This is a genomic window from Nonomuraea soli, from assembly GCF_013761175.1.
Taxonomy (GTDB): Bacteria; Actinomycetota; Actinomycetes; order Streptosporangiales; family Streptosporangiaceae; genus Nonomuraea; species Nonomuraea soli.
The window spans coordinates 97,882-120,561 of the sequence record NZ_JACDUR010000012.1 but is presented as its reverse complement, the minus strand read 5'-3'; the positions used below and the strand labels follow the sequence as shown (position 1 = coordinate 120,561).

Genomic DNA, 22,680 nt, shown 5'->3' with positions numbered 1-22,680 from the left:
TGATCAGGCCGTGGCCTCGGCACGAACCCTCGCGGACAGATCGGCACGAGACTCGGTCCAGACCATCGCCAGCACGGCCGCGACCGTCAGCCCGCTGACGCCGGCCAGTGCGACGACCGGTTCGGGACCGAGTCGTTCGGCTGCCAGGCCGCCGATGAGGATGCCTACCCCCTGGGCGGCCATGAGCCCCGACTGCACCAGCCCGAAGGCCTGGCCGCGTCGCTCGGCCGGGACGCACTGCACGAAGGCGGCGTTGGCGGCCAGCTGGTAGGCGCCGCCGACGCCCGACAGGACCCAGAGGACCAGCACCACTTCCAGCGGCGGATGCATCGCGCAGCCGATCAGCGGTGCGCAGCTGAGCATCGCCATCCACCCCATCGCCCGCAGCCGCCCTGACGGTGAGACGAACCTGCTGAACAGGAACGCCCCCAGGACGGTCCCCGTCGGCATCGCGGCCATGAGCAGGCCGGTCACCACCGGAACGGGAAGCGTCTCGTCGGCCAGCGAGATCGCGTACGGCACGGCGATGCCTTCAGGGAGCACGTAGAAGCCGCACAGCCAGGCGAACATCACGAGGGTGCGCAGCTGGCGGTCGCCGAAGACGAGTGAGGCTCCGGCCCTGGTCATGCGCCACATGGACGGCTTGGAGGAGCCCTGCGAGGCCGCCGGGCGCCGCCGTACACCGGACATGATGATCAGCGCCGAGAACAGGAACGTGGCCGCGTCGAGAGCCAGCGCCTTGTACGGCCCGAGCGAGGCGATCAACGCGCCGCCCGCCGCGAAGCCCAGCATCTGCATCGCCTGGTTCGTCATGTTCTGGAGCGCGGAGCCGACGACGTAGCGGTCGCCCTCCAGGATCTCCGGCAGCAGCGCCGCCCGCGCGGCCGAGAACGGCGCGCTGAGCAGGACCACGAAGAAGACCAGGACGCACATGGTCCACAGCGGCATGCCGGGCACGGCCATGACGGCCACGAGGAGCCCGCGCAGGAGGTCGCAGGCGATCATGATCCGCCGCCGCGCGAATCGGTCGGCCAGGCCCGCGAGGAACGGCCCGCCGACGATCTGCGGCAGGTAGGTGAGTGCGTAGACAGCGGCCGTGGCCAGCGGCGACTTGGTCCGTTCGTAGATCAGTACGGCCAGAGCCACCTGGGCCAGCTGGTCACCCAGGAGCGACAGGCCCTGGCCGTACCAGAGCGTGCGAAACTCCCGGATGGCGATGACCTCGCCGTAGGTGGCCTGTCGTTCGGGAGCACGCCTGTGCTTCCCCATAGTCCCCGCCGTGTGACTGCTCAGAGTGTTCGGTATGTCACCCAAGGTGCCTGATCGAGTGGCACGTCGCAACCGAAAGCATCCAAGGCCTTGCAAACTGTAATCGCAGATGACGACATGTCGGGTTACCAGCCGAGATCGTGGAGCCGATCGTCATCAATCCCGAAATGGTGGGCGATCTCGTGCACCACCGTGATCTGCACTTCCTCCACCACATCATCTTCCGTATCGCAGATATGGCATATCGGATTGCGGTAGATCTCGATGCGGTCGGGCAAGACCCCTGAGTACCAGTCGCCACGTTCGGTGAGGGGGACACCGGTGTACAGACCGAGCAGATCCGGCTCGGGCGGATCGTCGACGACCACGACGACCACATTGCTCATCATGCGGGTCAGTTCTGCAGGAATCGTGTCCAGCGCTTCGGCCACGAGCTCTTCGAACTTCTCCCGGGAGACCTCGATCACGCTTGATTTTAGGCCATGAAGGCCCTGCGCATCGTCGGAGTGCTCCTGGTGGCGGCCGTGGGCGCCTGGCTGGGCATCTTCCTCAGCGGCACCGTGCGGGCCCAGGTCGGCCCCGTCGAGACGGGGATGACCCTGCGCCCCGCCTGGCAGGGCGAGACCGTCGTCGACGCCAGCCCCCTCGGAACCCTCAGCTTCCGCACCCACAGCGCCCCCCTGCGGCTGCGCGTCACGCTCGAGAACATCGACCAGGAACGGGCCAGGATGTACCTGGAGGATCCCCGCCTGGCCGACCGCCTGCCCGACCTGATCGTCGAGGACCTGCGCGACGGCGTGCAGTCGCTGGTCATCCGCTCGCTGCTGTGCGCCGGCGCGGGCGCGCTCATCGCCGTCCTGATGGTCTTCAGGCGGCCCATGTACTCCTTCATCGGACTGACCGCCTCCGCCGTCGCCCTGGCCGGCACCGGAGCCGCCGCCGCGCTCACCTTCCGCCCGCAGTCGCTGGTCGAGCCCCGCTACACCGGCCTCGTCGCCGCCGCGCCCTCCCTCATCGGCAGCGCCGAGACGATCGTCACCAGGTTCGAGTCCTACCGCGGCCAGCTCACCAAGCTCGTCGCGAACGTCTCCAAGCTCTACGAGACCATGTCGGGCCTGCCCGTCTACGACGCCGACCCCACGTCCATCCGCGTGCTGCACATCTCCGACATCCACCTCAACCCGCTCGCCTGGGACGTCGTCCGCTCACTGAAGGACCAGTTCAACGTCGACCTCATCGTCGACACGGGCGACATCACCGACCACGGGTCCAAGCCCGAGAACTACATCACCGACGACATCGGCAAGCTCGGCGTGCCGTACGTCTTCGTGCGCGGCAACCACGACTCGAAACTCACCGAACGCGCCGTCGCGCGCCACAAGAACGCCGTCGTCCTCGACGATCGTATGGAAACCGTCGCCGGCCTGCGCATCTACGGCCTCGGCGACCCCCGCTTCACGCCCGACAAGGCCACCTTCGAGAACAACGACCCCGGCTACCTGCTGCGCTTCGGCCAAGAGCACGCCGTACGGCTGGAACAGCCCCCCGACCTCGTCGCCGTGCACGACCCCGGCGTCGGCCAGGGATTCTCCGGACTCACCCACATGGTGCTCTCCGGCCACGGCCACAACCGATGGACCAAGGTCTGGCCCTCGGGCACCCGGGTCCTCACCCAGGGATCGACCGGGGGAGCGGGCCTGCGCGCCCTCGAACACGCGGAACCGACGGCCGTCCAGGCCTCGGTGCTCTATTTCGACAAGGAGACGCATCGCCTCCAGGCCTGGGACGATGTCACCCTCGGGGGCCTCGGAGAGCAGTCGATCAACATCCGGCGTCACGTGGAGCCCGACCCTGCACGTATGATTCTTCCAGAGCCAACGAACGCCCCGTCGCCAACGGGAACGATCACTGGCGCTACGACGCCTACGTCGCTTTGGCATCAGGGGCAATCGTCCCCTATGCTTCAAAGGTCTCCGACGGAAGACGTCGGGAACAGGATGCGAATCCTGAGCCCCCATCGTCTAGCGGCCTAGGACACCGCCCTTTCAAGGCGGCGGCACGGGTTCGAATCCCGTTGGGGGCACTGGGTTACTGGGAAAACGGCTGGTCGAAGACCACCGGGAAGCTGGTAAGCTAAGCGAGGCGGAAACGCCAAGCGAGAACAAAGCAAGGTCCTGTAGAGCAGTTTGGAGTGCTCGCCACCCTGTCAAGGTGGAGGTCGCGGGTTCAAGTCCCGTCAGGACCGCTTAGGTCAGGTAGCTCAGTCGGTACGAGCGTCCGCCTGAAAAGCGGAAGGTCGGCGGTTCGACCCCGCCCCTGACCACCCGCTCTCATCAGCACAAGGAAGCCCCGAAGCGCATGCGCCTCGGGGCGTTTTTGTGTCTGCACAACTATGGCTCCGAGAAGTTCTGGCCCCGTGCAGGCTCAAGGCGAGGGGTGGCCCGCCACGTATTAATCGAATATCGTCGATTAACGATGAAGCCCTTGGAAAGAGCTGAAGCCGAAGAGTACGCGAGCTGGTTCAAGGCCCTGGCCGATGCCACCCGCATCCAGATCGTGTCCCTGCTAGCCAGGCAGCGAGAACCGATGACCGTCGGCGAGATCGTCGCGGCGGTGTCGATCGGCCAGTCCACCGTGTCCCACCACCTGAAGATCCTCGCTGAGGTGCGTTTCGTCCTGGTGGAGCACCGTGGCACGTCCAGCCTCTACCGGATCAACGAAGCCTGCGTGAGCTGCTTCCCTACCGCCGCCGACGTGGTGATGGGGAATCCGGTCCCGGCAACCCCAGCGTGTGAGTGAGGAATCATGGCCGACGACGAGATCGTGGGACGTTATTCGGATCTGGCCCATCGCGCTCTTCGCGGAGAGCCCATCACCGACTGTTCGGCTGAGGCCTTCACGGCCGGCGGTTTCGGTGCCGTGGGCTACACCGATACCGAGGGCCTGCCGGAAGGGGCCGTGCGAGCGAGTCTCGGCTGCGGTAACCCGGTGGCCGTCGCGGAGTTGCGCGCCGGGGACAAGGTCCTGGACCTGGGGTCGGGTGGTGGCATTGACGTCCTGCTGTCCGCCGGCCGCGTAGGCCCGCATGGGCACGTCTACGGCCTGGACGCGAGCGCGGAGATGGTGGAGCTCGCCCGGCGCAATGCCGAGCAGGCCGGAGCCGTCAACGTGGACTTCCTGCACGGCTCGATCGAGGACGTCCCGCTGCCGGACCTGTGGGTGGACGTGGTCATCTCCAACTGCGTGATCAACCTGTCCGACGACAAGGGGGCCGTGTTCGCCGAGGCGTTCCGGGTGTTGCGCACCGGGGGACGACTGGGGATCAGCGACGTGGTGAGCCTCGATGACGCGGACCCGGCCCTGCGAGCGGAAGCCGGGCAGCGGGTCGGCTGCCCGGCGGGCACACTCACCGTGGGTGAGTACCGAGCGCTCCTCCAGAGCGCCGGCTTCGTCAACCTGGCGATCAGGCTGACCGCCGACCATGGCGGCGGCGTGCACTCGGCCATCATCCAGGCGCTCAAGCCCGCGGGCTCACCGGGCATGGTGATCCGGCCCATGCGTGACGACGACGCGGAACAGGTGCTGGGCATCTACCAGGCTGGTCTGGACACCGGAAATGCCAGCTTCGAGACTGCCGCCCCCAGCTGGGAGGTCTTCAGTCAAGGCAGGGTGCTGAGGTATGTCGCGGAGGACACCGAGACGGGTCAGGTGCTCGGGTGGGTCGCAGCCTCACCGGTCTCCGGCCGATGTGTCTATGCCGGAGTGGTCGAGCACAGCGTTTACGTCCATCCTGGCTGCCAGGCGCACGGGATCGGCCGGGCGCTGATGACGGCGTTCATCGCGGCCAGCGAGGATGCCGGGGTGTGGACGATCCAGTCCGGCGTCTTCCCCGAGAACGCCGCGAGCCTCACCTTGCACCAGGCGCTGGGCTTCCGGGTGGTCGGCACGCGTGAGCGCATCGGCCGCCATCGCGGCGTGTGGCGGGACGTGATCTTCCTGGAGCGACGCAGCGCTATCGGCTGAGCTCGGCGATCAGCTTCTCCACGCGGGTGCGGATCTCGTCGCGGATCGGCCGTACCGCCTCGATGCCCTGGCCCGCCGGATCGTCGAGCCGCCAGTCCTCGTAGCGCTTGCCGGGGAAGATCGGGCAGGCGTCGCCGCAGCCCATGGTGATCACCACGTCGGAGGTCTCGACGGCGTCCGTGGTGAGGATCTTCGGCTGCTGGCCGGCGATGTCGATGCCCACCTCGGCCATCGCCTCGACGGCGGACGGGTTCACCGCCGAGCTCGGGTCGGAGCCGGCGGAGCGCACCTCGATCCGGTCTCCGGCCAGGTGCTTGAGCCATGCGGCGGCCATCTGGGAACGGCCGGCGTTGTGCACGCAGACGAACAGGACGCTGGGCATGCGATTCCTCCAGAGACGGGCAGCTATATTGATGCTAATCGAAATCGATGAGTATCAATATCGGGAGTGCTGTTGACCGTCCCGGACTGCGCCTCCCGGCTGTCTCGCGAGCCGCTACCGCCCGAGCGAGCGGCCGACCTCGCCAAGATCTTCAAGGCCCTGGGTGATCCGGTACGGCTGCGCATCGTGTCGATCGTGGCCAGTCACGAGGGCGGCGAAGCCTGCGTGTGCGACCTGACCGGCGCCTTCGAGCTCTCCCAGCCGACGATCAGCCACCATCTGAAGGTGCTCAAGGAGGTCGGCCTGCTGACCTCCGAGCGCCGCGCCTCCTGGGTCTACTACCGGATCGTCCCCGAGACCCTGGCCGAGCTGTCCGGCCTGCTCACGCCATGAGGCGCCGCCTGCTTGCGGAGTTCGTCGGCACCGCGCTGCTCGTCACCGTGGTCGTCGGCTCGGGCATCATGGCGCAGACCCTCTCTCCGGACGACGTCGGCCTGCAGCTGCTGCAGAACTCCACGGCGACGGTCCTCGGCCTCGCCGTCCTCATCCTCATCCTCGGACCGGTCTCGGGAGCCCATTTCAACCCGGTCGTCTCCCTGGCCGACTGGTGGCAGGGCCGCCGGACCGGAACCGGCCTGTCCGTCCGAGATCTCGGCGGGTATGCCCTGGCCCAGGTTCTTGGCGCGATCGGCGGCTCCGTCCTGGCCAACGCGATGTTCGACAGGCCCGCGATCACCTGGTCCACCCACGATCGCGCCGCGCCGTACTTGTGGCTGGGCGAGGTGGTCGCGACGGCCGGGCTGGTTCTGGTGATCTTCTGTCTCGTCCGCTCGGGCCGCACGACTGCCGCCCCGGCCGCGGTCGCCGCCTACATCGGTGCCGCCTACTGGTTCACCAGCTCGACCAGCTTCGCCAACCCCGCTGTCACGATCGGCCGCGCCTTCACCGACTCATTTGCCGGTATCGCCCCCTCTTCTGTGCCGGGCTTCGTCGTCGCACAGCTCATCGGGTGTGTGATCGGCCTGCTGCTGGTGCACGGCCTGTTCGGCTCAAGAAAGCCGGCGGACCAGTTCTCGGGCGGTACGGCCGGCGCCGATCAACGTGGCTGAGGCGGGTCCGGTCCAGTCGCCATAGCCGAGCAGGTGGAGGCGGGGTTCGTCGATCGCCTGGGTGCCGTCGACCGGGATGGTTCCGTCCGGCCCGCGCAGCTTCAGCGGCGTGAGATGGCCCAGGGCAGGGCGGAAGCCCGTGCACCAGATGATCACATCGCAGGCCAGTGCGGAGCCGTCGGCCCAAGCGACCCCATCGGGCGTCAGGCGGGCGAACATCGGCTCCGCCTTGAGCACCCCTCGATCGCGGGCGGCACGGACGGACGGCACGGCGACGATGTCACCCAGGTCGCCGCCGCTCGCGCCCTGGAGGCGCCGAGTAGCGTGCTCGAACAGGGCGCGGCCGTCGAGCTCGTCGGGCAGCAGGCGGGGCGGGCGGAGAGTGACCCAGGTGGTCTCGGCGACGGCGGAGACCTCGGCGAGGATCTGGGCGCCGGAGTTGGCGCCGCCCACAACGACCACGCGCATGCCCGCGAAAGGCTCTGGGCCCTGGTAGTTCACGGTGTGGAGCTGCCGGCCGTCGAAGCCGCCCGGGTAGTAGGGCACATAGGGGCGCCACCAGGTGCCGGTGGCGCTGATGACCGTCTTCGCGCGCCAGGAGCCTCGGTCGCCCTCCACCAGCAGGGCGTCGCCGTCGCGCCGGACCGCGCTGACGGTCACGGGCCGCTCGATGGGCAGGTTGTAGCGCAGCTCGTAGTCGGCCAGGTAGGCAACCGTGTCCGCCGCAGTCGGGTAGCCGCCATCCGAAGGGGCAGGCATCATCCGGCCGGGAAGCGAGCTGTACTGGGCGGGCGAGAACAGGCGAAGCGAGGGCCAGACGTGCCGCCAGGCGCCGCCGGGCTGCTCCTGGGCGTCGAGAATGACGAAGTCCGCCTTGGCGCGGCGCAGGTGGTAGCCCACGGCGAGCCCTGCCTGCCCGGCGCCGATGACGACGACGCCGGTCATGCGGGTGCGAGCCCCAGGTCCGCTCGTGCGGGCTCGGCCATCGGGGCGAACAATGCGCCCAGCTTGTTCACCGTCTCCGGGATGATCCGGTAGTACACCCACGTGCCGCGACGCTCACCATCGATCAGGCCTGCCGTACGCAGGATCTTGAGGTGGTGGGAGATCGTCGGCGCGGTCAGGTCGAAGGAGCCGGTCAGGTCGCACACGCACGCCTCGCCGCCCGCGTGGGAGCCGATTATCGACAGCAGGCGCAGCCGTACCGGGTCGGCGACGGCCTTGAGCAGGGCTGCCAGCTCGGCCGCGTCGCTCTCCGACAGCGGTTCGCGTGCGATCGGGGCGCAGCATTCGAGGCTCATGACAGGCTCCTAATTAGACAGCTATCTAAACTATAGGCGATGGTAGACGGCCAGTGCGAACGCGCTCAGCGTGCAGGCCACGGCGACGGCGACCATGACGACCGGGTAGCCCGCCGTGGTGGCGGCGAGCGCGGCCAGGGAAGGCGCGAAGGCCTTGGCGACGGTGATCGGAAGGGCCATCGCGCCGCTGATCCCGGCGTAGGCGCTGGTGCCGTACCGCTCGACCACCAATGCGGGACGAGCGATCGTGGCCACGCCGAAGCCCAGACCGAACAGGACCGTGGCGGCGATCGCTCCGACGGGGCTGCGGCCGATGAGCGGCAAGAGCAGGGCTGCCACGGCCTGGAGGGCGAAGACGGCCGCGGTGACCAGGGCGACCGGCCAGCGGCGTTGCAGGCCGGTGGTGACCACGCGGCCGGTGACCGACAGGACGCCGAGCAGGCCGGCGACGGTGGCGGCGAAGACGGGCGGGTGGCCGAGGCCGATCAGGTAGGTGATCAGCAGGACGCTGACCACGGCGACGGCGCCCGAGTGGATCAGGAACGAGGCCGCGAGCAGTCGGAAGGGCCGTCCGCGGACGGCGGCGGTGCGTTCCGCGGCTCGGGCGGGGCGAGCGTGGGTGCGGTTGCGCAGGACCAGGGCATGCAGGGGTACGGCAAGCGCGCCGTACCCGATCGCCAGGACCACCAGGGCGGTGCGCCAGCCGTACGCCTCGATCAGCAGACCGGTGAGCGGCATGAAGATGCTGGAGGCGAAACCGGCGACGACGGTGAGCGCGAGGATGGCCTTGGCGCGCTGCGCCGTGTCGAACCAGGCGACGATCACGGCGAAGGCGGGTTCGTAGAGGCTGGTGGCCATGGCCAGGCCGAGCAGCACGCAGGTGGCGTAGAACCACGGAAGGTTCCCGGCCTGGGACAGGGCCAGAATGGCGAGGGTGCCGAGGGCTGCTCCCGCCGTCATGAGGGCGCGTCCGCCGCGGGCGTCGAGGTGGCGGCCCACGTACGGCGCGGCGAGCGCGGAGACCAGGACGGCCACGGCCATGCCCGCGGTGAGTTGCGGGGTGCCGGTGCGCAGGTCGCGGGCCATGGGGGTGAGGTAGACGGAGAAGGCGTAGGCGAGCACGCCGTACCCGGCGGTCTGGGTGATGGCCAGGACGGTGACCATCGCCCAGCCACGCCGGGTGTCGGGAGTCAGCTGGAGCATGTTCTTTGCAAGAAGGCGGTCAGCCGCAGCAGCCGCCGCCGGTGGAGGCCGAGACGGTGGCCAGCGGGAGCGGGGCGGCGAGCAGGCCGCCGCTGATGCCGGTGGCCAGGCCGACCCGGATCTCCTGGGCTTCGGCGAGGTTGGAGGAGCAGACGCCGGTTTCTGGCAGGTCGAGGTGGGTTTCGCGGGCGGCTTCCCAGTCGCCGGCCAGGGCGGCGACGACCGAGCGGACCTGCTCGTAGCCGGTGGCCATGAGGAAGGTCGGGGCGCGGCCGTAGGACTTGACGCCGACGGCGTAGTAGCCGGGCTCGGGGTGGGTGAGCTCGTCGACGCCGTGGCCGGGGACGGTGCCGCAGGAGTGCTGGTTGGGGTCGATCAGCGGAGCCAGCGCGCGGGTGGAGCCGAGGATCGGGTCCAGGTCGAGACGCAGCTCGGAGGCGATGGAGTGGTCGGGGCGGTAGCCGGTGGCGGCCACGACGCGGTCCACGGTGATCTTCTGCTCATTGCCGGAGGGGTCGCGGCTGATCACGGTGTTGCCGTCCACGGAATGAGCGTAGAAGCCGGTCAGGAGCTGGATGCGGCCGGACTCGACGTGGGCGTGCAGGCGGGTGCCGAGGGCGCCACGCGCCGGGAGGGCGTCGGCGGCGCCGCCGCCGTAGGTGCGGCTGGCGTTACCGGCGCGGATGGCCCAGGTGATCCGGGTGTCGGCCGACAGCTGGGCGAGGCCGAGCAGGGTGGTGGCGGCCGAGTGGCCGGCGCCGACGACCAGGACGTGCTTGCCCTCGTAACGCTCGCGGTCGGCGCCGAGCACGTCGGGCAGGGCGTGGTCGATCAGGTCGGCCGCTTCGGCTTCGCCGTACGCGGGCAGGCCGTTGGCGCCCAGGACGTTCGGGGTCTCGTAGGTGCCTGAGGCGTCGATGACGGCCTTGGCGCGCACCTCGGTGCCGTCGGCCAGGCGCAGGACGAACGGGACGTCCTCGCGTCCGTTGGTGCGGACCCGGTCGTAGCCGAGGCGGCTGATCGCGCTGACCGGGCTGCTCAGCCGTACCTTGTCGCCGAAGAGCTTGGCCAGCGGGGCGAGGTAGCCGGAGATGATCTCGGCGCCGGTGGGCAGCCACTCGGGGTCGGGCGCGCTCCGCCCGTCGGCCTCCAGCAGGCGGCTCGCGGCGGCGTCGATGTTGAACCTCCACGGGCTGAACACCCGGACGTGACCCCACTTGGCGGTCGAGGCGGCCACCTGGTCACCGGCTTCCAGGACGAGGAAGTCGATCCCGCGTTCGGCCAGGTGGGCCGCGGCGGCCAGGCCGACGGGGCCGGCGCCGATGACGACCACGGGCAGGTCGCCGGAGTGCGGCGCGGAAAGCTCATGGCTGGTTGTGGTGGTGCCGCAGCAGCTCATCTCGGGATCTCCCACTGCTTAGAGGTTCATCGAAGTAGCTATAGACTGGCATGGCGCTTAGAAAGATGTCAAATTAGAAGTACATCTAATCTGAGGGTGCGTCCTTCCGGACCGTTCGCCGTCTACCCCGGTGACACAAGCACCTCAAGGAGGACGACATGACCACACCCTGCTGCTCCGCCGAGAACCTGCAGACCTGCTGCGCAGCCGAGGCCAAGACGGAGTGCTGCGGCACCGAGCCGCAGGCCCCGACCGGTTGCGGCTGCCAGTAACACCCAGCGAGGACGTGACCATGCCCCCGATCGACGACGGCTTCCGCGAACGGCTCCTGGCCTTCATCTCCCGGCGCGTCGAGCGCCCGCAGGACGCCGAAGACCTGCTCCAGGAGGTCTATCTGAAGATCGCCAGGAGCGCCGAAGGCCTGCGCGATCGGGGGCGCCTGGAAGCCTGGATCTACCAGATCGCCCGCAACGTGATCACAGACCACTACCGCTCCGCCGCCCGCGCCCACCAAGCCCACGCCCGGAAAGCGCTGGACCCGACGTTCACACCCGAGGCCGCCGACGAGGACGAGTTGCTCGCTCTGACGGCGTGCCTGGCTCCCATGGTGGCGCGCCTGCCCGCGGCCTATCGGGAAGCGATCGAGCTGGTTGAGTACGGCGGGCTGACCCAGGCCGAAGCCGCCGCCAAGGCCGGCATCTCGGTGTCCGGCATGAAGTCCCGCGTTCAGCGCGGGCGCACTCGGTTGCACGAGATGTTGACCGCCTGCTGCCAGATCGCCCTGGACACCCGCACCGTCACACCCCGCACCGCATGCGGATGCACCTGACCAGCAGGAACGGGACTTCAGCCAGTGGTCACGAGAGCACCGGCACGATCACATTGTGTGGAGAGATGCCAGGAGCACTGTGCCACGCTCAGCTCTCAGCGCAGTCTGGACGCCAGAACTGAATCCGGTAGATGTCCACCTGATACATATCCGCTGGGAAGTCAGGTTCATAGTCGTTCTTCACCAGCTTGCGCTGAAGCTGGACCCGCCAGGTGGAATCCGACTGGCGGAGGTCGAGCACCATGCGCTCGGGCCCGTGGTCCACTAGGAAGTAGTCCTCAAGGTGGATCTTTCCTGTCTTGAAATAGATCTCTCCGGACCACGACTCATCCCATGCCGGGTGAGGTGGGGGAGGCTCGCCCGACCACAGTTCCAGTCGGAAGTGGACCGTTTCGTACCTCGGGCCAACGGTGTCGATGAGAATGCCATTGGGGCCGACGTCGATCTGGCCGACCGCTGTGGATGACGGCCATGCCGGGTCATAGGGGGCAGGGGCCTCATCCGCGAGAACGGCGGAGTCCACCACCATCACCTGGTTGGTCTCACAGCGGATCTCGTTCAGCGCGTGGTCAAGGATCTCCGCCATGATTCCTCGTCTTCAGCTTTGGGATGGTGCGGTCATCCAAGCAGAGACCGCTGACAATCCTGAGGCGGGATGAGGCCGACGACAGAGCCTGGCCAGGTGGACCGCATCAAACGGGATGCCTCCCTGCGGCTCTGCCTCATAGCCTCGGCCGCATGAGCAACCGCGCCTTCGTCCCCGACGGCTTCGTCGTCCCCACCGCCCTGGCCGCCCCGCAGTTCCGCCTGGAACCCCTGGGGCCCCAGCACAACGTGGCCGACCACGCCGCCTGGAACGGCAGCATCGAGCACATCCGCGCGACCCCCGGCTTCCCCGACGGCGACTGGCCGCCGCGCGGCGGGATGAGCCTGGAGGCGAATCTCGCCGATCTGGAGCGCCACGCGAACGACTTCGCAGGGCGCCGCGGGTTCACGTACACGGTCCTCGACGCGGTGAGCGGCGTGGTGATCGGGTGCGTCTACATCTATCCCTCACGGAGCGACGGGCACGATGCCGACGTGTCTTCCTGGGTGACGGGTGACCGTGCGGACCTGGACGTGGCCCTGTACGAAGCGGTCAAGGGGTGGCTGGCCGCGCGGTGGCCCTTCGAGGCGGTCGCCTATCACGCGCGCTGACGCGGGGCGAGTTCCCGCACCTGCTTGTGTCAGCGGGATGTCAGCCCGCCATCAGACCGGCCGGACATCGTGAACGTCATGAGCCGGTGCGGGTCGCCCGCCCAAGACACGAGGAGTCATCATGGCCAGGAATCTGCAGCATGTCATCGAAGAAGTCGTCGCCTCCGGTTTCTCCGGTGTCCAGGTGCGCGTCAATGACGAGCACGGTGAGTGGGTGGGCAGTGCCGGCGTCAGCAAGCTCGGTGAGCCCGGCAAGCCCTCGACGGACGGCCACTTCCGTATCGGCAGCAACACCAAGACGTTCGTCGCCACCGTGGTCCTGCAGCTGGTGGCCGAAGGCGCGGTCGGCCTGGACGCACCGGTCGACGACTACCTGCCCGGGTACGGCCTGGACCGCGAGATCACGGTGCGGAGGCTGCTGCAGCACACCACCGGGTTGTTCAACTTCACCGGCGAGTACTACGCCGACGGCACGGTCGCGGCGGGCATCCCCTGGCAGGGCCAGGAGTACGTGGACGGCCTGACGCACGGCTACACGGACGAGCAGCTGGTACGGCTGGCGCTGTCCAAGCCGGTTCGCTCGGCGCCTGGCACGGAGTGGAGCTACGCCAACACCAACTACGTGCTGGCCAAGCTGATGATCGAGAGGATCAGCGGGCGTTCCCTGGCCGAGGAGATGGAGCGGCGCATCCTGGGCCCGCTCGGGCTGACGGGCACCGTCGTGCCGGGCAGCTCGCCGGAGATCCCCGAGCCGCACGCCCACGGCTACTACCGTTACGAGGTCGACGGCGAGTGGAAGCTGGTCGACGTGACCCGCATGAACCCCTCGTGGGTCTCGGCCGGCGGTGACATGATCTCGACGACCAAGGATCTCCACGTCTTCATCTCCGCGCTGGTCGGTGGAAAGCTGATCCCGGCCGAGCTGCTGGAGGAGATGTTCACGCCGTACCCCGAGATCGGCTACGGCCTGGGCGTCTTCGTGCAGAAGACGGACTGCGGCGGCACGGTCATCACCCACAACGGCGGCTTCTTCGGGTGGGCGGCGCTGATGTACAGCTCGCCCGACGGGCGCACGACGATGACCGCTTCGCTGACCACCGGTGACGCGGAGCTCGACTTCGCCGAGACGGCCGCGGCGTTCCAGAATGCTCAGCAGCGGCTCGTGCACGAGGCGTTCTGCGAGGTGTGAGGGCACTGCTCGGCGGCCCCTACCGCGGGAGCCGCATGCCGTACGGCTTGCACGATGAACCACACCGGCCGCACAGAGCGGCTCGAAGCGGAGTGCTGAGACCGGCCCCCATCGGCTTGATCGGACCCAGCACTCCGCTCCATCAGGGGAACGCAACGACTGTAAGAGGCGGAGATCCGTGATTCCGAGGGCCAATTAGGCTGTTAACGCACCAGGCCATTGCGGATGATGCGCAGCCCGCCGTCGATGGACTCGGCGCGGATGGAGCCGTAGCCGAACAGCAGGCCGTTGCGGAAGTCGGTGCCGGGTGCGGCGAACATGCGCACGGTGAAGATCCCGACGCCGTGCTTCCTGGCTTCCAGGATGGCGGGGAAGAGCTCGTCGGCGGCGCCGGATCTGAGCCAGGCGGTCTGGTGCAGCCCGGCTGCCGAGGGGATCGGCTCCAGCCAGGGCGTGAAATCCCGGTGGATGGCGGCGGCGATCCTGCGGTGCCGCTCGCCGTAGATCTTGTGCATGCGGCGGATATGCTGGGCCAGCAGTCCCTCGTCGATGAACCCCGCCAGGGCGGCCTGGACGGGTACGGGCGTGAACCAGTCGGCCAGGTGTTTGGCGGCGCGCATGGCCTGGCGCAGCTCCGCGGGGACGACGCAGAAGCCGAGGCGCAGGGTGATGAGCATGACCTTGGAGAAGGTGCCGAGGTAGATGACCCGGCCGGAGCGGTCGAGTGCGTGCAGGGTCTCCAGGGGCGGGCCGGCGAAGCGGAACTCGCTGTCGTAGTCGTCCTCGACGATGGCGGCGTCGTGGGCGGCGGCCCACGCCAGGAGCGCGAGGCGGCGGGGCAGCGACATGCGCACCCCGAGCGGGAGCTGGTGCGACGGGGTGACGATGACGAGGCGGCAGTCGTCGGGGAGTGCCTCGACGACCAGGCCTTCGGCGTCGACGGGTACGGGCGCGACGTTCATGCCGGAGGTGGCGAGCAGGTTGCGGTGCAGCGGATAGCCGGGGTTCTCGATGGCCACGCGGTCGCCGGGGCGTAACAGCACGCGGACGATCAGGTCGAGCGCCTGCTGGCTGCCGTTGGTGACGACGATGTCGGCAGGGTCGGCGCGGACGGCGCGTGAGACGCCGACGTGCCTGGCGATGGCCTCACGCAGCCCCTGGTGGCCGGCGGGTTCGCCGACGATGCCGGCGCGCACGGCCGAGGTGCGAAGCTCGCGGGTGATCAGGCGGCGCCAGGTCTGGTACGGGAACAGCCGCGCGTCGGGCAGGCCGGCACGGAAGTCGAACTCCGGCTCCTCGGACAGGTGGGTGGGGATGGCGACGGTGTCCCAGATCGTGCGGGGGCGCAGCGGGCTGCCGTGCCGGGTCTCGGGCACGCCGCAGGGGTGCGGGCCGGATGTCCTGACGAAGGTGCCCGCTCCGACGCGGCCGCCCACGAGGCCCTCCGCGGAAAGCAGGTCGTACGCGGAGGCGATCGTGGTCCTGGAGATCCCGAGCTGCCTGGCCGCCTCCCTCGTCGAGGGAAGCGGGTCGCCCGGCCGCAGCCGCCCGTCGAGGATGGCCGTCCTGATCTGCTGATAGATCTGCTCGGACAAACCGTCCGGGCCGTCGCGGTCGATGTGCAGCTCCATCACAGCGGGCATCCTGTCACGAAGTCGTGACAACGTTCCCACGAGAGCGCATACTGCCCTCAATGGTGCTTCGGGGTGCACCACAACGGGGTTTCATCATCACTGGGGGAACAACACGTGAAGGGTTCATCCGGCTTATCCGCATTGATTGCGACGATCACGTTCAGCATCGTTCTGATTACACCGAGTGCATCTCATGCCGCCGAGCCGGGCCTGGTGGCCGCCTACGGCATGAACGAAGGCGCGGGCTCCGCCGTACAGGACCTGTCGGGGAAGGGCAACCACGGCACGATCACCGGCGCGACGTGGGCCGACGGCAGGTACGGCAAGAGCCTGCGGTTCGACGGCGGCACCAGCGTCGTGAAGGTGCCCTCGTCGGCCAGTCTCAAGCTGTCCAGGGCGTTCACCATCGAGGCCTGGATCACCGCCGAGCTCTCCGACACCCAGGGCCCGATCGTGGTCAAGGACACCTCCGGCCGGCCCGCCTACGGGCTGACCGGGCCCGACAGGGAACCGGGCGACTCCGCCTACCGGGCGGCGGGCTATGTGACCACGAACGCCACCCGCAAGGTGGCCTCGACCCACGGATTCTCTCCGTACACCTGGCAACACCTGGCCACCACCTACGACGGGCAGCGGCTCAGGGTCTACATCAACGGCGTTCTCGAGGGCGAGCGCCTGGTCTCGGGCCGCATGCAAACGGGCAACGGCGCGCTGCGGATCGGCGGCTACCTCGGGCGGCACTTCAACGGCCTGATCGACGAGGTGCGGATCTTCTCGACCGCCAGGACGACCGCCCAGATCAAGCTGGACATGAACCACCCGATCGTCGCGGCCGACCAGCCCCCGTCGCAGCCCACGGAGCTGACGGTCAGCGCGCAGTCCGCGAACGTCCAGCTCAACTGGACGGCCTCGACGGACGACATCGGCGTGCGCGCCTACGAGATCCACCGCTCGACCACACCGGAGTTCACCCCGTCGGCCGCCACCTGGGTGGGCGAGAGAGACGCCCTCGCGGGCACGGCGTTCTGGGACGCGGGCATGCCGGCGGGCACGCACTACTACCGGGTCGTCGCGCTGGACACGGGCTCGCAGCCGAGCACGCCCTCGGCCGCGGTCGCCGTGGAGGTGACCGTACCGGGCGACCCGCCGTCCGCGCCCGGCACGCTTTTCGCGGGTGGACGGCTGAACTCGGCCGAGTTGCGCTGGTCGAGGCCCACCGCCGAGTGGGGCGTGGCCTGGTACCAGGTCCACCGCTCGACCACGCGGGGGTTCACGCCCTCACCGCGCACGTTCATCGCCCGGAACAACCCGCTCGTGTACAGCGACTACTCGCTCGAAGCCGGCACCTACTACTACCGGGTCATCGCGGTCGACTACGCAGGACAGGCCGGTCCTCCGTCGAACGAGGCCTCCGCGCGGGTGCCCGACCAGCCGCCGGGCGTGCCGTCGGCGACCGTGACGGGCGGCCCGGGAAAGGCGACGCTCTCCTGGACCGCGCCCGCCGACGACGACCGTGTCACCGGCTACGAGGTCTACCGCTCCCGCCAGGCCGGCGCGGAGATCGGCACAGCATCCATCCTGATCGCCACGGTCACCGGGACCAGCCTGGTCGACACCGGGCTGTCCGCGGGCCGTCACCACTACCGGGTCCGCGCCATCGACTCGGCGGGCCAGCCCGGCGAACTCTCCCCGTCGGCCTCCGCCGACGTCACCGAGTGCCCGCCCTCCGACTGCCTGGCCGCCGCCTACGGCATGAACGAGGGCACGGGCGATGCGGTGGGCGACTCGTCGGGCAAGGGCAACGACGGTACTGCCACCGCCACCGCGTGGGCCGACGGAAAGTACGGCAAGGCGCTGTCGTTCACCACGAACGCCGCCTTCGCGCGGGTGCCTCACTCCGACTCGCTGGTGATGGACGACGCCCTGACCGTCGAGGCCTGGGTGTACCCGACCGAGATCACCCAGACGCATCCTCTCGTGCAGAAGGGTGAGAACGGCACCGAGGAGTACGTCCTGCACGCCGCGTGGGCCAACTACGGTTCCCCGCCGGAAGGCCCCTCGGGCAAGGTCGAGCCCTTCTATCCGGGCGGCCGGCTCGTGCTCAGCCCGACCCCGCTCCCGGCAGGCACCTGGAGCCACGTCGCCTTCACCTTCGGCGGCGGCACGATGAAGCTGTTCGTCAACGGCGTCCAGGTCGCCGAGGCGGGGGACGGCTACATGAACGCCATCCGGCCCGGCACCAACCCGCTACGGTTCGGCCAGGACCCCTACTACGGCAGCTACTTCAAGGGCCTGATCGACGAGGTCAGGATCTACTCCACCAACCTGACCGCGGAGCAGATCCAGGCCGACATGGCCAGGCCGGTCTGACCGCCCGGCGGCCTGCCTGCCCGGGCAGGCAGGCCGCTGAGGTGCGGAAATCGCGACCACGGTAGAGCAGGCCGGATTCCGGGGTACTGTCCGCCCGAACCGAGGGGGAGGCCCATGGGATTACTGGAACGGCTCAACAGCAGGTACGGCAGGCGCGGCCGCAAGCTGCGGGCCACCGCACGCCAGACCTTCGACTGGAAGGACCTGCGCCCCGGCCAGCAGGAGGCCATGGAACACCTGCTCGACGGCCGGGACGTGCTGCTGGTCATGCCGACGGGCAGCGGCAAGTCGGCCGTCTACCAGGTGCCCGCCCAGCTGCGCGACGGCCCGACGGTCGTGGTCTCGCCGCTCATCGCGCTCCAGCGTGACCAGGTGATGAGCCTGCTCAAGACCGACGCGGGCGGGGCGGTGGCGGTCAACTCGACCTCGTCGGTGGACAAGGGCCTGGAGAAGGTCACCGCGGGCGAGGCCGAGTTCGTCTTCCTCTCGCCGGAGCAGCTGGCCAAGCCGGACGTCGTCGACCGGCTGGCCAAGGCGCGGCCTTCGCTGATCGCCGTGGACGAGGCGCACTGCGTCTCCTCCTGGGGGCACGACTTCCGCCCCGACTACCTGCGCCTGGGCAAGGTCATCGAACGGCTCGGCCACCCGCCGGTCGTGGCGCTGACCGCGACGGCCGCGCCGAACGTGCGCGAGGAGATCGTGCGCTTCCTGGGCATGCGCGACCCGGTGCAGATCGTCCGCGGCTTCGACCGTCCGAACATCGAGCTGAAGGTGCGCAGGTTCGTCAGGGAGGAGGACAAGCGGAAGGCCCTGATCGAGCACGCCGCCGCGGCCGAAGGGCTGACGCTGGTCTACGTCGCCACCCGGCGGGAGGCCGCCGAGTACGCCGAGGCGCTGGCCAAGGCCGGACGTCGGGCCGAGTCGTACCACGCCGGGATGCGGGCCAAGGAGCGCACCCGCGTGCACGAGCTGTTCACGGCGGGCGAGCTCGACGTGGTGGTGGCCACGTCGGCGTTCGGCATGGGGATCGACCGGCCCGACGTACGGCACGTGCTGCACGCGGCGCCGCCGGAGTCGCCCGACTCGTACTACCAGGAGATCGGGCGGGCCGGCCGTGACGGGAACCCGGCGCACGCGATGTTGTTCTACCGGTCGGAGGATCTGGGGCTGCGGCGTTTCTTCGCCTCCGGCAGGGCCGACGCCGAGGCGCTGCTGCGGGTGGCGACGCTCGTCGCCGAGCACGGCGGCACGGTGCAGGTCTCGGAGCTGCGGTCGCTGCTGGGGATCGGGTCGTCGCAGCTGACCAGCCTGATCAACTTGCTGGAGCAGGCGGATGCGCTGACCGTGAGCGCGTCGGGGGAGGTGCGCGCGGTGCGCGGCGGTCCCACGCCCAAGCAGGCCGCGGCTCGGGCGGTGGAGCTCGACGAGGTACGGCACCGCGTGGACGACTCGCGCATCGACATGATGCGGGGATACGCGGAGACGACCGGCTGCCGTCGCCGGTTCCTGCTGGAGTACTTCGGCGAGCCGTACGGCAGGCATTGCGGCAACTGCGACACCTGTGTGGCGGCTCCCCGGCCCGATGCCGCGCCGGTGGACGAGGGGCCGTTCCCGCTGCACTCGAAGGTCGTGCACAAGGCGTGGGGCGAGGGGACGGTGATGAGCCGCGAGAGGGACCGGATCACGGTGGCGTTCGACTCGGTCGGCTACAAGACGCTCGCGCTGGCGGCGATCGGGGACGTGCTGACAGCACAGTGAGATGTTCGTATCATTCAGATGTTCACATCATCTGAATGATTGAGGTATCCCGATGGTCCGCCTGACCCGGGCGCAACGCCAGGAGCTCACCCGCGACGCCGTCCTGCGCGCCGCCGGCCACGAGTTCGCGGCGCACGGCTTCCAGGACGCCAAGATCGACCGCATCGCCGCCAGGGCCGACCTGACCCGGGGGGCGGTGTACTCGAACTTTCCCAGCAAGCGGGCGCTGTACCTGGCGGTGCTGCTGGCGGCGCTGGAGCACGACACGTCGCCGGGGAGGCAGAGCTCCCTCGCGGGGGCGCTGGGGGCGTTCGTGAGGGTGTGGCTCGAGCGGCTGCCGCTGGCGGGGGACCCTCCGGCCGCGGCGCGGCTGCGGCTGCGGTCGCTGGCTGGGGTGTTCGAGGACGACCTCGGACGATCGACACTGGCGCAGATGGCCCGCCTGGAAGGGCTGCTGCTGGGCCTGGCCCTGGAGCAGTTCCCCGACGTGGGGGAGCCGGGCGGTCATCACCCGCGCGGGGAGGAGGCCCACGGGCGGCGGGTGCGGTTGGCGGAGCTGGTGCTGACGCTCCTGACCGGTGCGTGCCAGCTGGCCGAGCGGGCGCCGGGATTCGGCGACCCCTTCGACGTGATCCAGGCCGCCCGCCACCTGGCAGGCCTCGGCCTGGACGACGAGTGGGCTCCGCCGTACCTCGACTTCACCGGCGCGGCGCGGCAGGTCTGGGAGGCGTGGCACGCGCCGGAAGGGGTGCGGGACGAGCTGACGGGACAGCCGGTGGACCTCGAGGCGGACGGCGTGATCGTGGTCCTGGGGACGCAGCGCCTGGAGGCCGCCGAGGAGGCCGTGCGGGCGGCCCGGCCCGGGGACCAGGTGACCGTGGTGGTGGCGACGGCCGACCCGGCGGAGCTGGGCAGGCTGGTGCGGCTCAGGGTCGGTGATCTCGCCGGTTGCCTGCGGGTGCTGGAGGTGGGTTTGCCGCTGCGCCTGGTCCTGGACGAGGACCTGGCCGTCACGTCGGCGATCCGGGGGCGCACGGGTGATGGAGCCGCGAGCACGGATCGTCCCACCGACGCGGACCCCGAGCCCGATGAGCTGGAAACAGCGGTCCGCATCCACGACCGCGAGATCATCGCCCGAGCCGAAGGAAGAGGCGCCGCCCACGCGGTGGCCGAGGTACGCCCATGAACACCCTGCTCCACACCCTCCGCTGCATCGGCTTCGCCACGCTCGACCGCATCGCGAAGATCGCCGCCCTCCCCGAGCCGGAAGCCGAGTCCGAGCTGATCGACCTGGCCGTGGCCGGCCTGGTGACGCGGCTTCCGGGTGAGTTCGGCGGCTGGGGTCTGACCGACCGCGGCAAGGAGGCCGCCTCCAAGCAGGCCGCCGCCGAGCTGGACGCCACAGGGGCACGCCCCCGGGTGCTGCTCGCCTTCGACGAGTTCCTGGTGCTCAATCCCGAGCTCCTCGACCTGTGCACGGCCTGGCAGGTGCGTTCTGACGCGGCCAAGGTCCTGGCCCTGTTCGCCGACTTCGACCGCCGCGCGAGCGCCGTCATCGCCGACGTGGCCGCCGTGCTCCCGAGGTTCGGCCGTTACCGGGAGCGGCTGTCCGCCGCGCTGAAGCTGGCGCTCGACGGGCGCACCGAGTACCTGACCGACGAGATGGAGTCGTATCACGCCATCTGGTTCCAGCTCCATGAGGATCTGCTGGTCACGCTGGGAATCCCGCGATGATCCTCCCGCTGTCGCCCCACCTGGACGAGCCCGCGGAGATGATCGGTGGCAAGGCTCGCGGGCTGGTGACGATGATGCGCCTGGGCCTGGCCGTCCCCGCCGGGTGGGTGATTCCGGTGGACGTGTGCCGCGCCTACCTGACGGACGGGCGGTTGTCCGGCGGGCTGGTGGCCGAGCTGGCCGCCGCCGTACGGGGGCCGGTGTCGGTGCGGTCGGGGGCGAGCGTGTCGATGCCCGGCATGATGAGCACCTTGCTCGACGTCTCCGGTGAGGATCTGGGCAAGGCGGTGGAGGCCGTCTTCGCCTCGTGGGACACGCCGCGCGCCAGGACGTATCGAGTACTGCACGACATTCCCCATGGTCTGGGAACCGCGGTCACGATCCAGACCATGGTGTACGGCGAGCGGGGCGGCTCGGGGGTGGCCTTCAGCCGGGACCCGAACACGGGCGAGCCGGGGCTGTACGGCGAGGTGCTGCTGGGCCGGCGCGGTGACGCGGTCGTGTCGGGAGGCTCGGTGACCGAACCGCTGAGCGTGCTGCCGCCGGGGATCGGCGAAGAGTTGAGCGAGGCCCTGGGCAGGCTCGAAGGCCATTATCGGGACGCCTGCCATGTGGAGTTCACGTTCGAGGACGGGCGGTTGTGGTTCCTGCAGGTACGGCCGGGCGGCCTGGCGGGGCGTGCGGCAATCAGGGTGGCGGTGGACCTGGCGGAGGAAGGGACGATCGATCGCCGGACGGCGCTGCTCAGAGTCGAGCCGTCGACGCTGGCCTCGGCCCGGACCCCCAGGCTGGCCGCCACGACGGAAATCGTGGCGCGCGGAGTGGGGGCGTGTCCCGGCGTGGCGAGCGGCCGGGTGGCCACCACCTCCGACGGCGCGGTGCGGATGGCGGCCGACGGGCCGGTGATCCTGGTGCGGCCCGAGACGTCGCCGCTCGACATGCACGGGCTGGCGGCTGCTGCCGGTGTGGTCACCGCTCGCGGCGGACCGACCTGCCACGCGGCGGTGGTCGCCCGCTCGATGGGCAAGCCGGCCGTGGTGGGCGTCGGGAGCCACGACCTCGCGGAAGGGCAACTGGTGACGATCGACGGCACGGCGGGAGTGGTGGCGCCGGGAAGCGTGGCGTCCGTGGTCACCGACGCCGATCCCCAGCTGGGGACGCTCCTGGGATGGGCCGCGGAGCTGGCGGGTGAGGCGGGGGACGAGGTGGCGCTGCTCACGGCGGCGCGTGCCGTACTCCAGCGCGAACGCGAAAATGCCCCGGAGTGAGATCACTCCGGGGCG

Annotated in this window: 22 protein-coding genes and 3 tRNA genes; 16 read left to right on the top strand and 9 right to left on the bottom strand. The window is 69.6% G+C overall.

All coding sequences use genetic code 11. The annotated features are described in order from the left end of the window. Positions 1-3: 3 nt before the first annotated feature. Together HNR30_RS44795 and HNR30_RS44790 are read right to left on the bottom strand one after the other, a co-directional pair. The gene (locus tag HNR30_RS44795; RefSeq protein WP_181616331.1) at positions 4-1,269 is read right to left on the bottom strand and encodes an MFS transporter; all 1,266 of its coding nucleotides are present in this window, start codon (positions 1,267-1,269) and stop codon (positions 4-6) included. Positions 1,270-1,394: 125 nt separating this feature from the next. Continuing rightward, complete coding sequence (locus HNR30_RS44790; RefSeq protein WP_181616330.1) at positions 1,395-1,736, bottom strand: metallopeptidase family protein; 342 nt, start codon at positions 1,734-1,736, stop codon at positions 1,395-1,397. Positions 1,737-1,751: 15 nt separating this feature from the next. Between HNR30_RS44790 and HNR30_RS44785 the strand changes: the two genes are divergently transcribed. From HNR30_RS44785 to HNR30_RS44760, 6 genes are all read left to right on the top strand, one after another. Next, on the top strand, positions 1,752-3,302 hold the full coding sequence (locus HNR30_RS44785) for a metallophosphoesterase family protein (protein WP_181616329.1): 1,551 nt from the start codon (positions 1,752-1,754) through the stop codon (positions 3,300-3,302). Further along, positions 3,280-3,352: transfer RNA gene (locus HNR30_RS44780), tRNA-Glu, on the top strand. Before HNR30_RS44785 ends, HNR30_RS44780 begins: the two co-directional genes overlap by 23 nt. Positions 3,353-3,439: 87 nt before the next feature. Next, a tRNA-Asp gene (locus tag HNR30_RS44775) sits at positions 3,440-3,514 on the top strand. A 4-nt stretch (positions 3,515-3,518) separates the two neighbouring features. After that, a tRNA-Phe gene (locus HNR30_RS44770) sits at positions 3,519-3,592 on the top strand. 152 nt (positions 3,593-3,744) lie between these two features. Next, positions 3,745-4,068, top strand: coding sequence for an ArsR/SmtB family transcription factor (locus HNR30_RS44765; RefSeq protein ID WP_181616328.1), 324 nt, complete (start codon positions 3,745-3,747; stop codon positions 4,066-4,068). 6 nt (positions 4,069-4,074) lie between these two features. Beyond that, a complete protein-coding gene (locus HNR30_RS44760; RefSeq protein WP_181616327.1) occupies positions 4,075-5,292 on the top strand; it encodes a GNAT family N-acetyltransferase in 1,218 nt (405 codons plus the stop codon). On the opposite strand, the gene HNR30_RS44755 is transcribed toward HNR30_RS44760, so the two are convergent. Beyond that, complete coding sequence (locus tag HNR30_RS44755) at positions 5,282-5,674, bottom strand: arsenate reductase ArsC (protein WP_181616326.1); 393 nt, start codon at positions 5,672-5,674, stop codon at positions 5,282-5,284. The two genes, HNR30_RS44760 and HNR30_RS44755, sit on opposite strands and share 11 nt — an antisense overlap. A gap of 72 nt (positions 5,675-5,746) precedes the next feature. On the opposite strand from HNR30_RS44755, the gene HNR30_RS44750 reads away from it, so the two are divergent. Beyond that, positions 5,747-6,067: an ArsR/SmtB family transcription factor gene (locus HNR30_RS44750; RefSeq protein WP_220134721.1), complete on the top strand. Its 321-nt coding sequence runs from the start codon at positions 5,747-5,749 to the stop codon at positions 6,065-6,067. Continuing rightward, complete coding sequence (locus HNR30_RS44745; RefSeq protein ID WP_181616325.1) at positions 6,064-6,783, top strand: aquaporin; 720 nt, start codon at positions 6,064-6,066, stop codon at positions 6,781-6,783. Before HNR30_RS44750 ends, HNR30_RS44745 begins: the two co-directional genes overlap by 4 nt. Here the strand turns inward: HNR30_RS44745 and HNR30_RS44740 are convergent. From HNR30_RS44740 to HNR30_RS44725, 4 genes are read right to left on the bottom strand one after another with little or no spacing between them, the layout of a single operon-like run. Further along, positions 6,724-7,728, bottom strand: a complete 1,005-nt coding sequence (locus HNR30_RS44740) for an ArsO family NAD(P)H-dependent flavin-containing monooxygenase (RefSeq protein WP_181616324.1) — start codon at positions 7,726-7,728, stop codon at positions 6,724-6,726. The genes HNR30_RS44745 and HNR30_RS44740 overlap by 60 nt on opposite strands. Continuing rightward, complete coding sequence (locus tag HNR30_RS44735) at positions 7,725-8,084, bottom strand: ArsR/SmtB family transcription factor (RefSeq protein ID WP_181616323.1); 360 nt, start codon at positions 8,082-8,084, stop codon at positions 7,725-7,727. Before HNR30_RS44735 ends, HNR30_RS44740 begins: the two co-directional genes overlap by 4 nt. 30 nt (positions 8,085-8,114) lie before the next feature. Beyond that, positions 8,115-9,287, bottom strand: a complete 1,173-nt coding sequence (locus tag HNR30_RS44730) for an MFS transporter (RefSeq protein ID WP_246380276.1) — start codon at positions 9,285-9,287, stop codon at positions 8,115-8,117. 19 nt (positions 9,288-9,306) lie between these two features. Further along, positions 9,307-10,701 carry an FAD-dependent oxidoreductase gene (locus HNR30_RS44725; RefSeq protein WP_312895069.1) on the bottom strand — a complete coding sequence of 465 codons (1,395 nt, stop codon included), beginning with the start codon at positions 10,699-10,701 and terminating at the stop codon, positions 9,307-9,309. A 277-nt stretch (positions 10,702-10,978) separates the two neighbouring features. Here HNR30_RS44725 and sigZ point away from each other — a divergent pair, with 277 nt between their 5' ends. Beyond that, positions 10,979-11,515 carry an RNA polymerase sigma factor SigZ gene (gene sigZ, locus HNR30_RS44720; protein ID WP_181616322.1) on the top strand — a complete coding sequence of 179 codons (537 nt, stop codon included), beginning with the start codon at positions 10,979-10,981 and terminating at the stop codon, positions 11,513-11,515. Positions 11,516-11,603: 88 nt separating this feature from the next. Here sigZ and HNR30_RS44715 read toward each other — a convergent pair whose 3' ends face one another. Continuing rightward, on the bottom strand, positions 11,604-12,101 hold the full coding sequence (locus HNR30_RS44715) for a hypothetical protein (protein WP_181616321.1): 498 nt from the start codon (positions 12,099-12,101) through the stop codon (positions 11,604-11,606). Between the two features lie 152 nt (positions 12,102-12,253). Here HNR30_RS44715 and HNR30_RS44710 point away from each other — a divergent pair, with 152 nt between their 5' ends. Together HNR30_RS44710 and HNR30_RS44705 are read left to right on the top strand one after the other, a co-directional pair. Next, on the top strand, positions 12,254-12,712 hold the full coding sequence (locus tag HNR30_RS44710; RefSeq protein ID WP_181616320.1) for an N-acetyltransferase: 459 nt from the start codon (positions 12,254-12,256) through the stop codon (positions 12,710-12,712). Positions 12,713-12,833: 121 nt separating this feature from the next. Continuing rightward, positions 12,834-13,901, top strand: a complete 1,068-nt coding sequence (locus HNR30_RS44705; RefSeq protein WP_181616319.1) for a serine hydrolase domain-containing protein — start codon at positions 12,834-12,836, stop codon at positions 13,899-13,901. A gap of 203 nt (positions 13,902-14,104) precedes the next feature. Here HNR30_RS44705 and pdxR read toward each other — a convergent pair whose 3' ends face one another. Then, positions 14,105-15,532, bottom strand: a complete 1,428-nt coding sequence (pdxR, locus tag HNR30_RS44700) for a MocR-like pyridoxine biosynthesis transcription factor PdxR (protein ID WP_181616387.1) — start codon at positions 15,530-15,532, stop codon at positions 14,105-14,107. Between the two features lie 231 nt (positions 15,533-15,763). Between pdxR and HNR30_RS44695 the strand changes: the two genes are divergently transcribed. The 5 genes from HNR30_RS44695 (at position 15,764) to HNR30_RS44675 (ending at position 22,665) form a co-directional block, all read left to right on the top strand. Further along, positions 15,764-17,905 (top strand): LamG-like jellyroll fold domain-containing protein, encoded by a 2,142-nt coding sequence (locus HNR30_RS44695; RefSeq protein ID WP_181616318.1) that lies wholly within the window; start codon positions 15,764-15,766, stop codon positions 17,903-17,905. Between the two features lie 114 nt (positions 17,906-18,019). Continuing rightward, complete coding sequence (locus HNR30_RS44690) at positions 18,020-19,663, top strand: RecQ family ATP-dependent DNA helicase (RefSeq protein ID WP_181616317.1); 1,644 nt, start codon at positions 18,020-18,022, stop codon at positions 19,661-19,663. Between the two features lie 52 nt (positions 19,664-19,715). Continuing rightward, entirely contained in the window at positions 19,716-20,849 is a 1,134-nt protein-coding gene (locus tag HNR30_RS44685; RefSeq protein WP_181616316.1) for a TetR/AcrR family transcriptional regulator, read from the top strand. Further along, on the top strand, positions 20,846-21,397 hold the full coding sequence (locus tag HNR30_RS44680; protein ID WP_181616315.1) for a transcriptional regulator: 552 nt from the start codon (positions 20,846-20,848) through the stop codon (positions 21,395-21,397). Before HNR30_RS44685 ends, HNR30_RS44680 begins: the two co-directional genes overlap by 4 nt. After that, positions 21,394-22,665: a PEP/pyruvate-binding domain-containing protein gene (locus HNR30_RS44675; RefSeq protein ID WP_181616314.1), complete on the top strand. Its 1,272-nt coding sequence runs from the start codon at positions 21,394-21,396 to the stop codon at positions 22,663-22,665. Before HNR30_RS44680 ends, HNR30_RS44675 begins: the two co-directional genes overlap by 4 nt. The last annotated feature ends 15 nt before the right edge of the window (positions 22,666-22,680 follow it).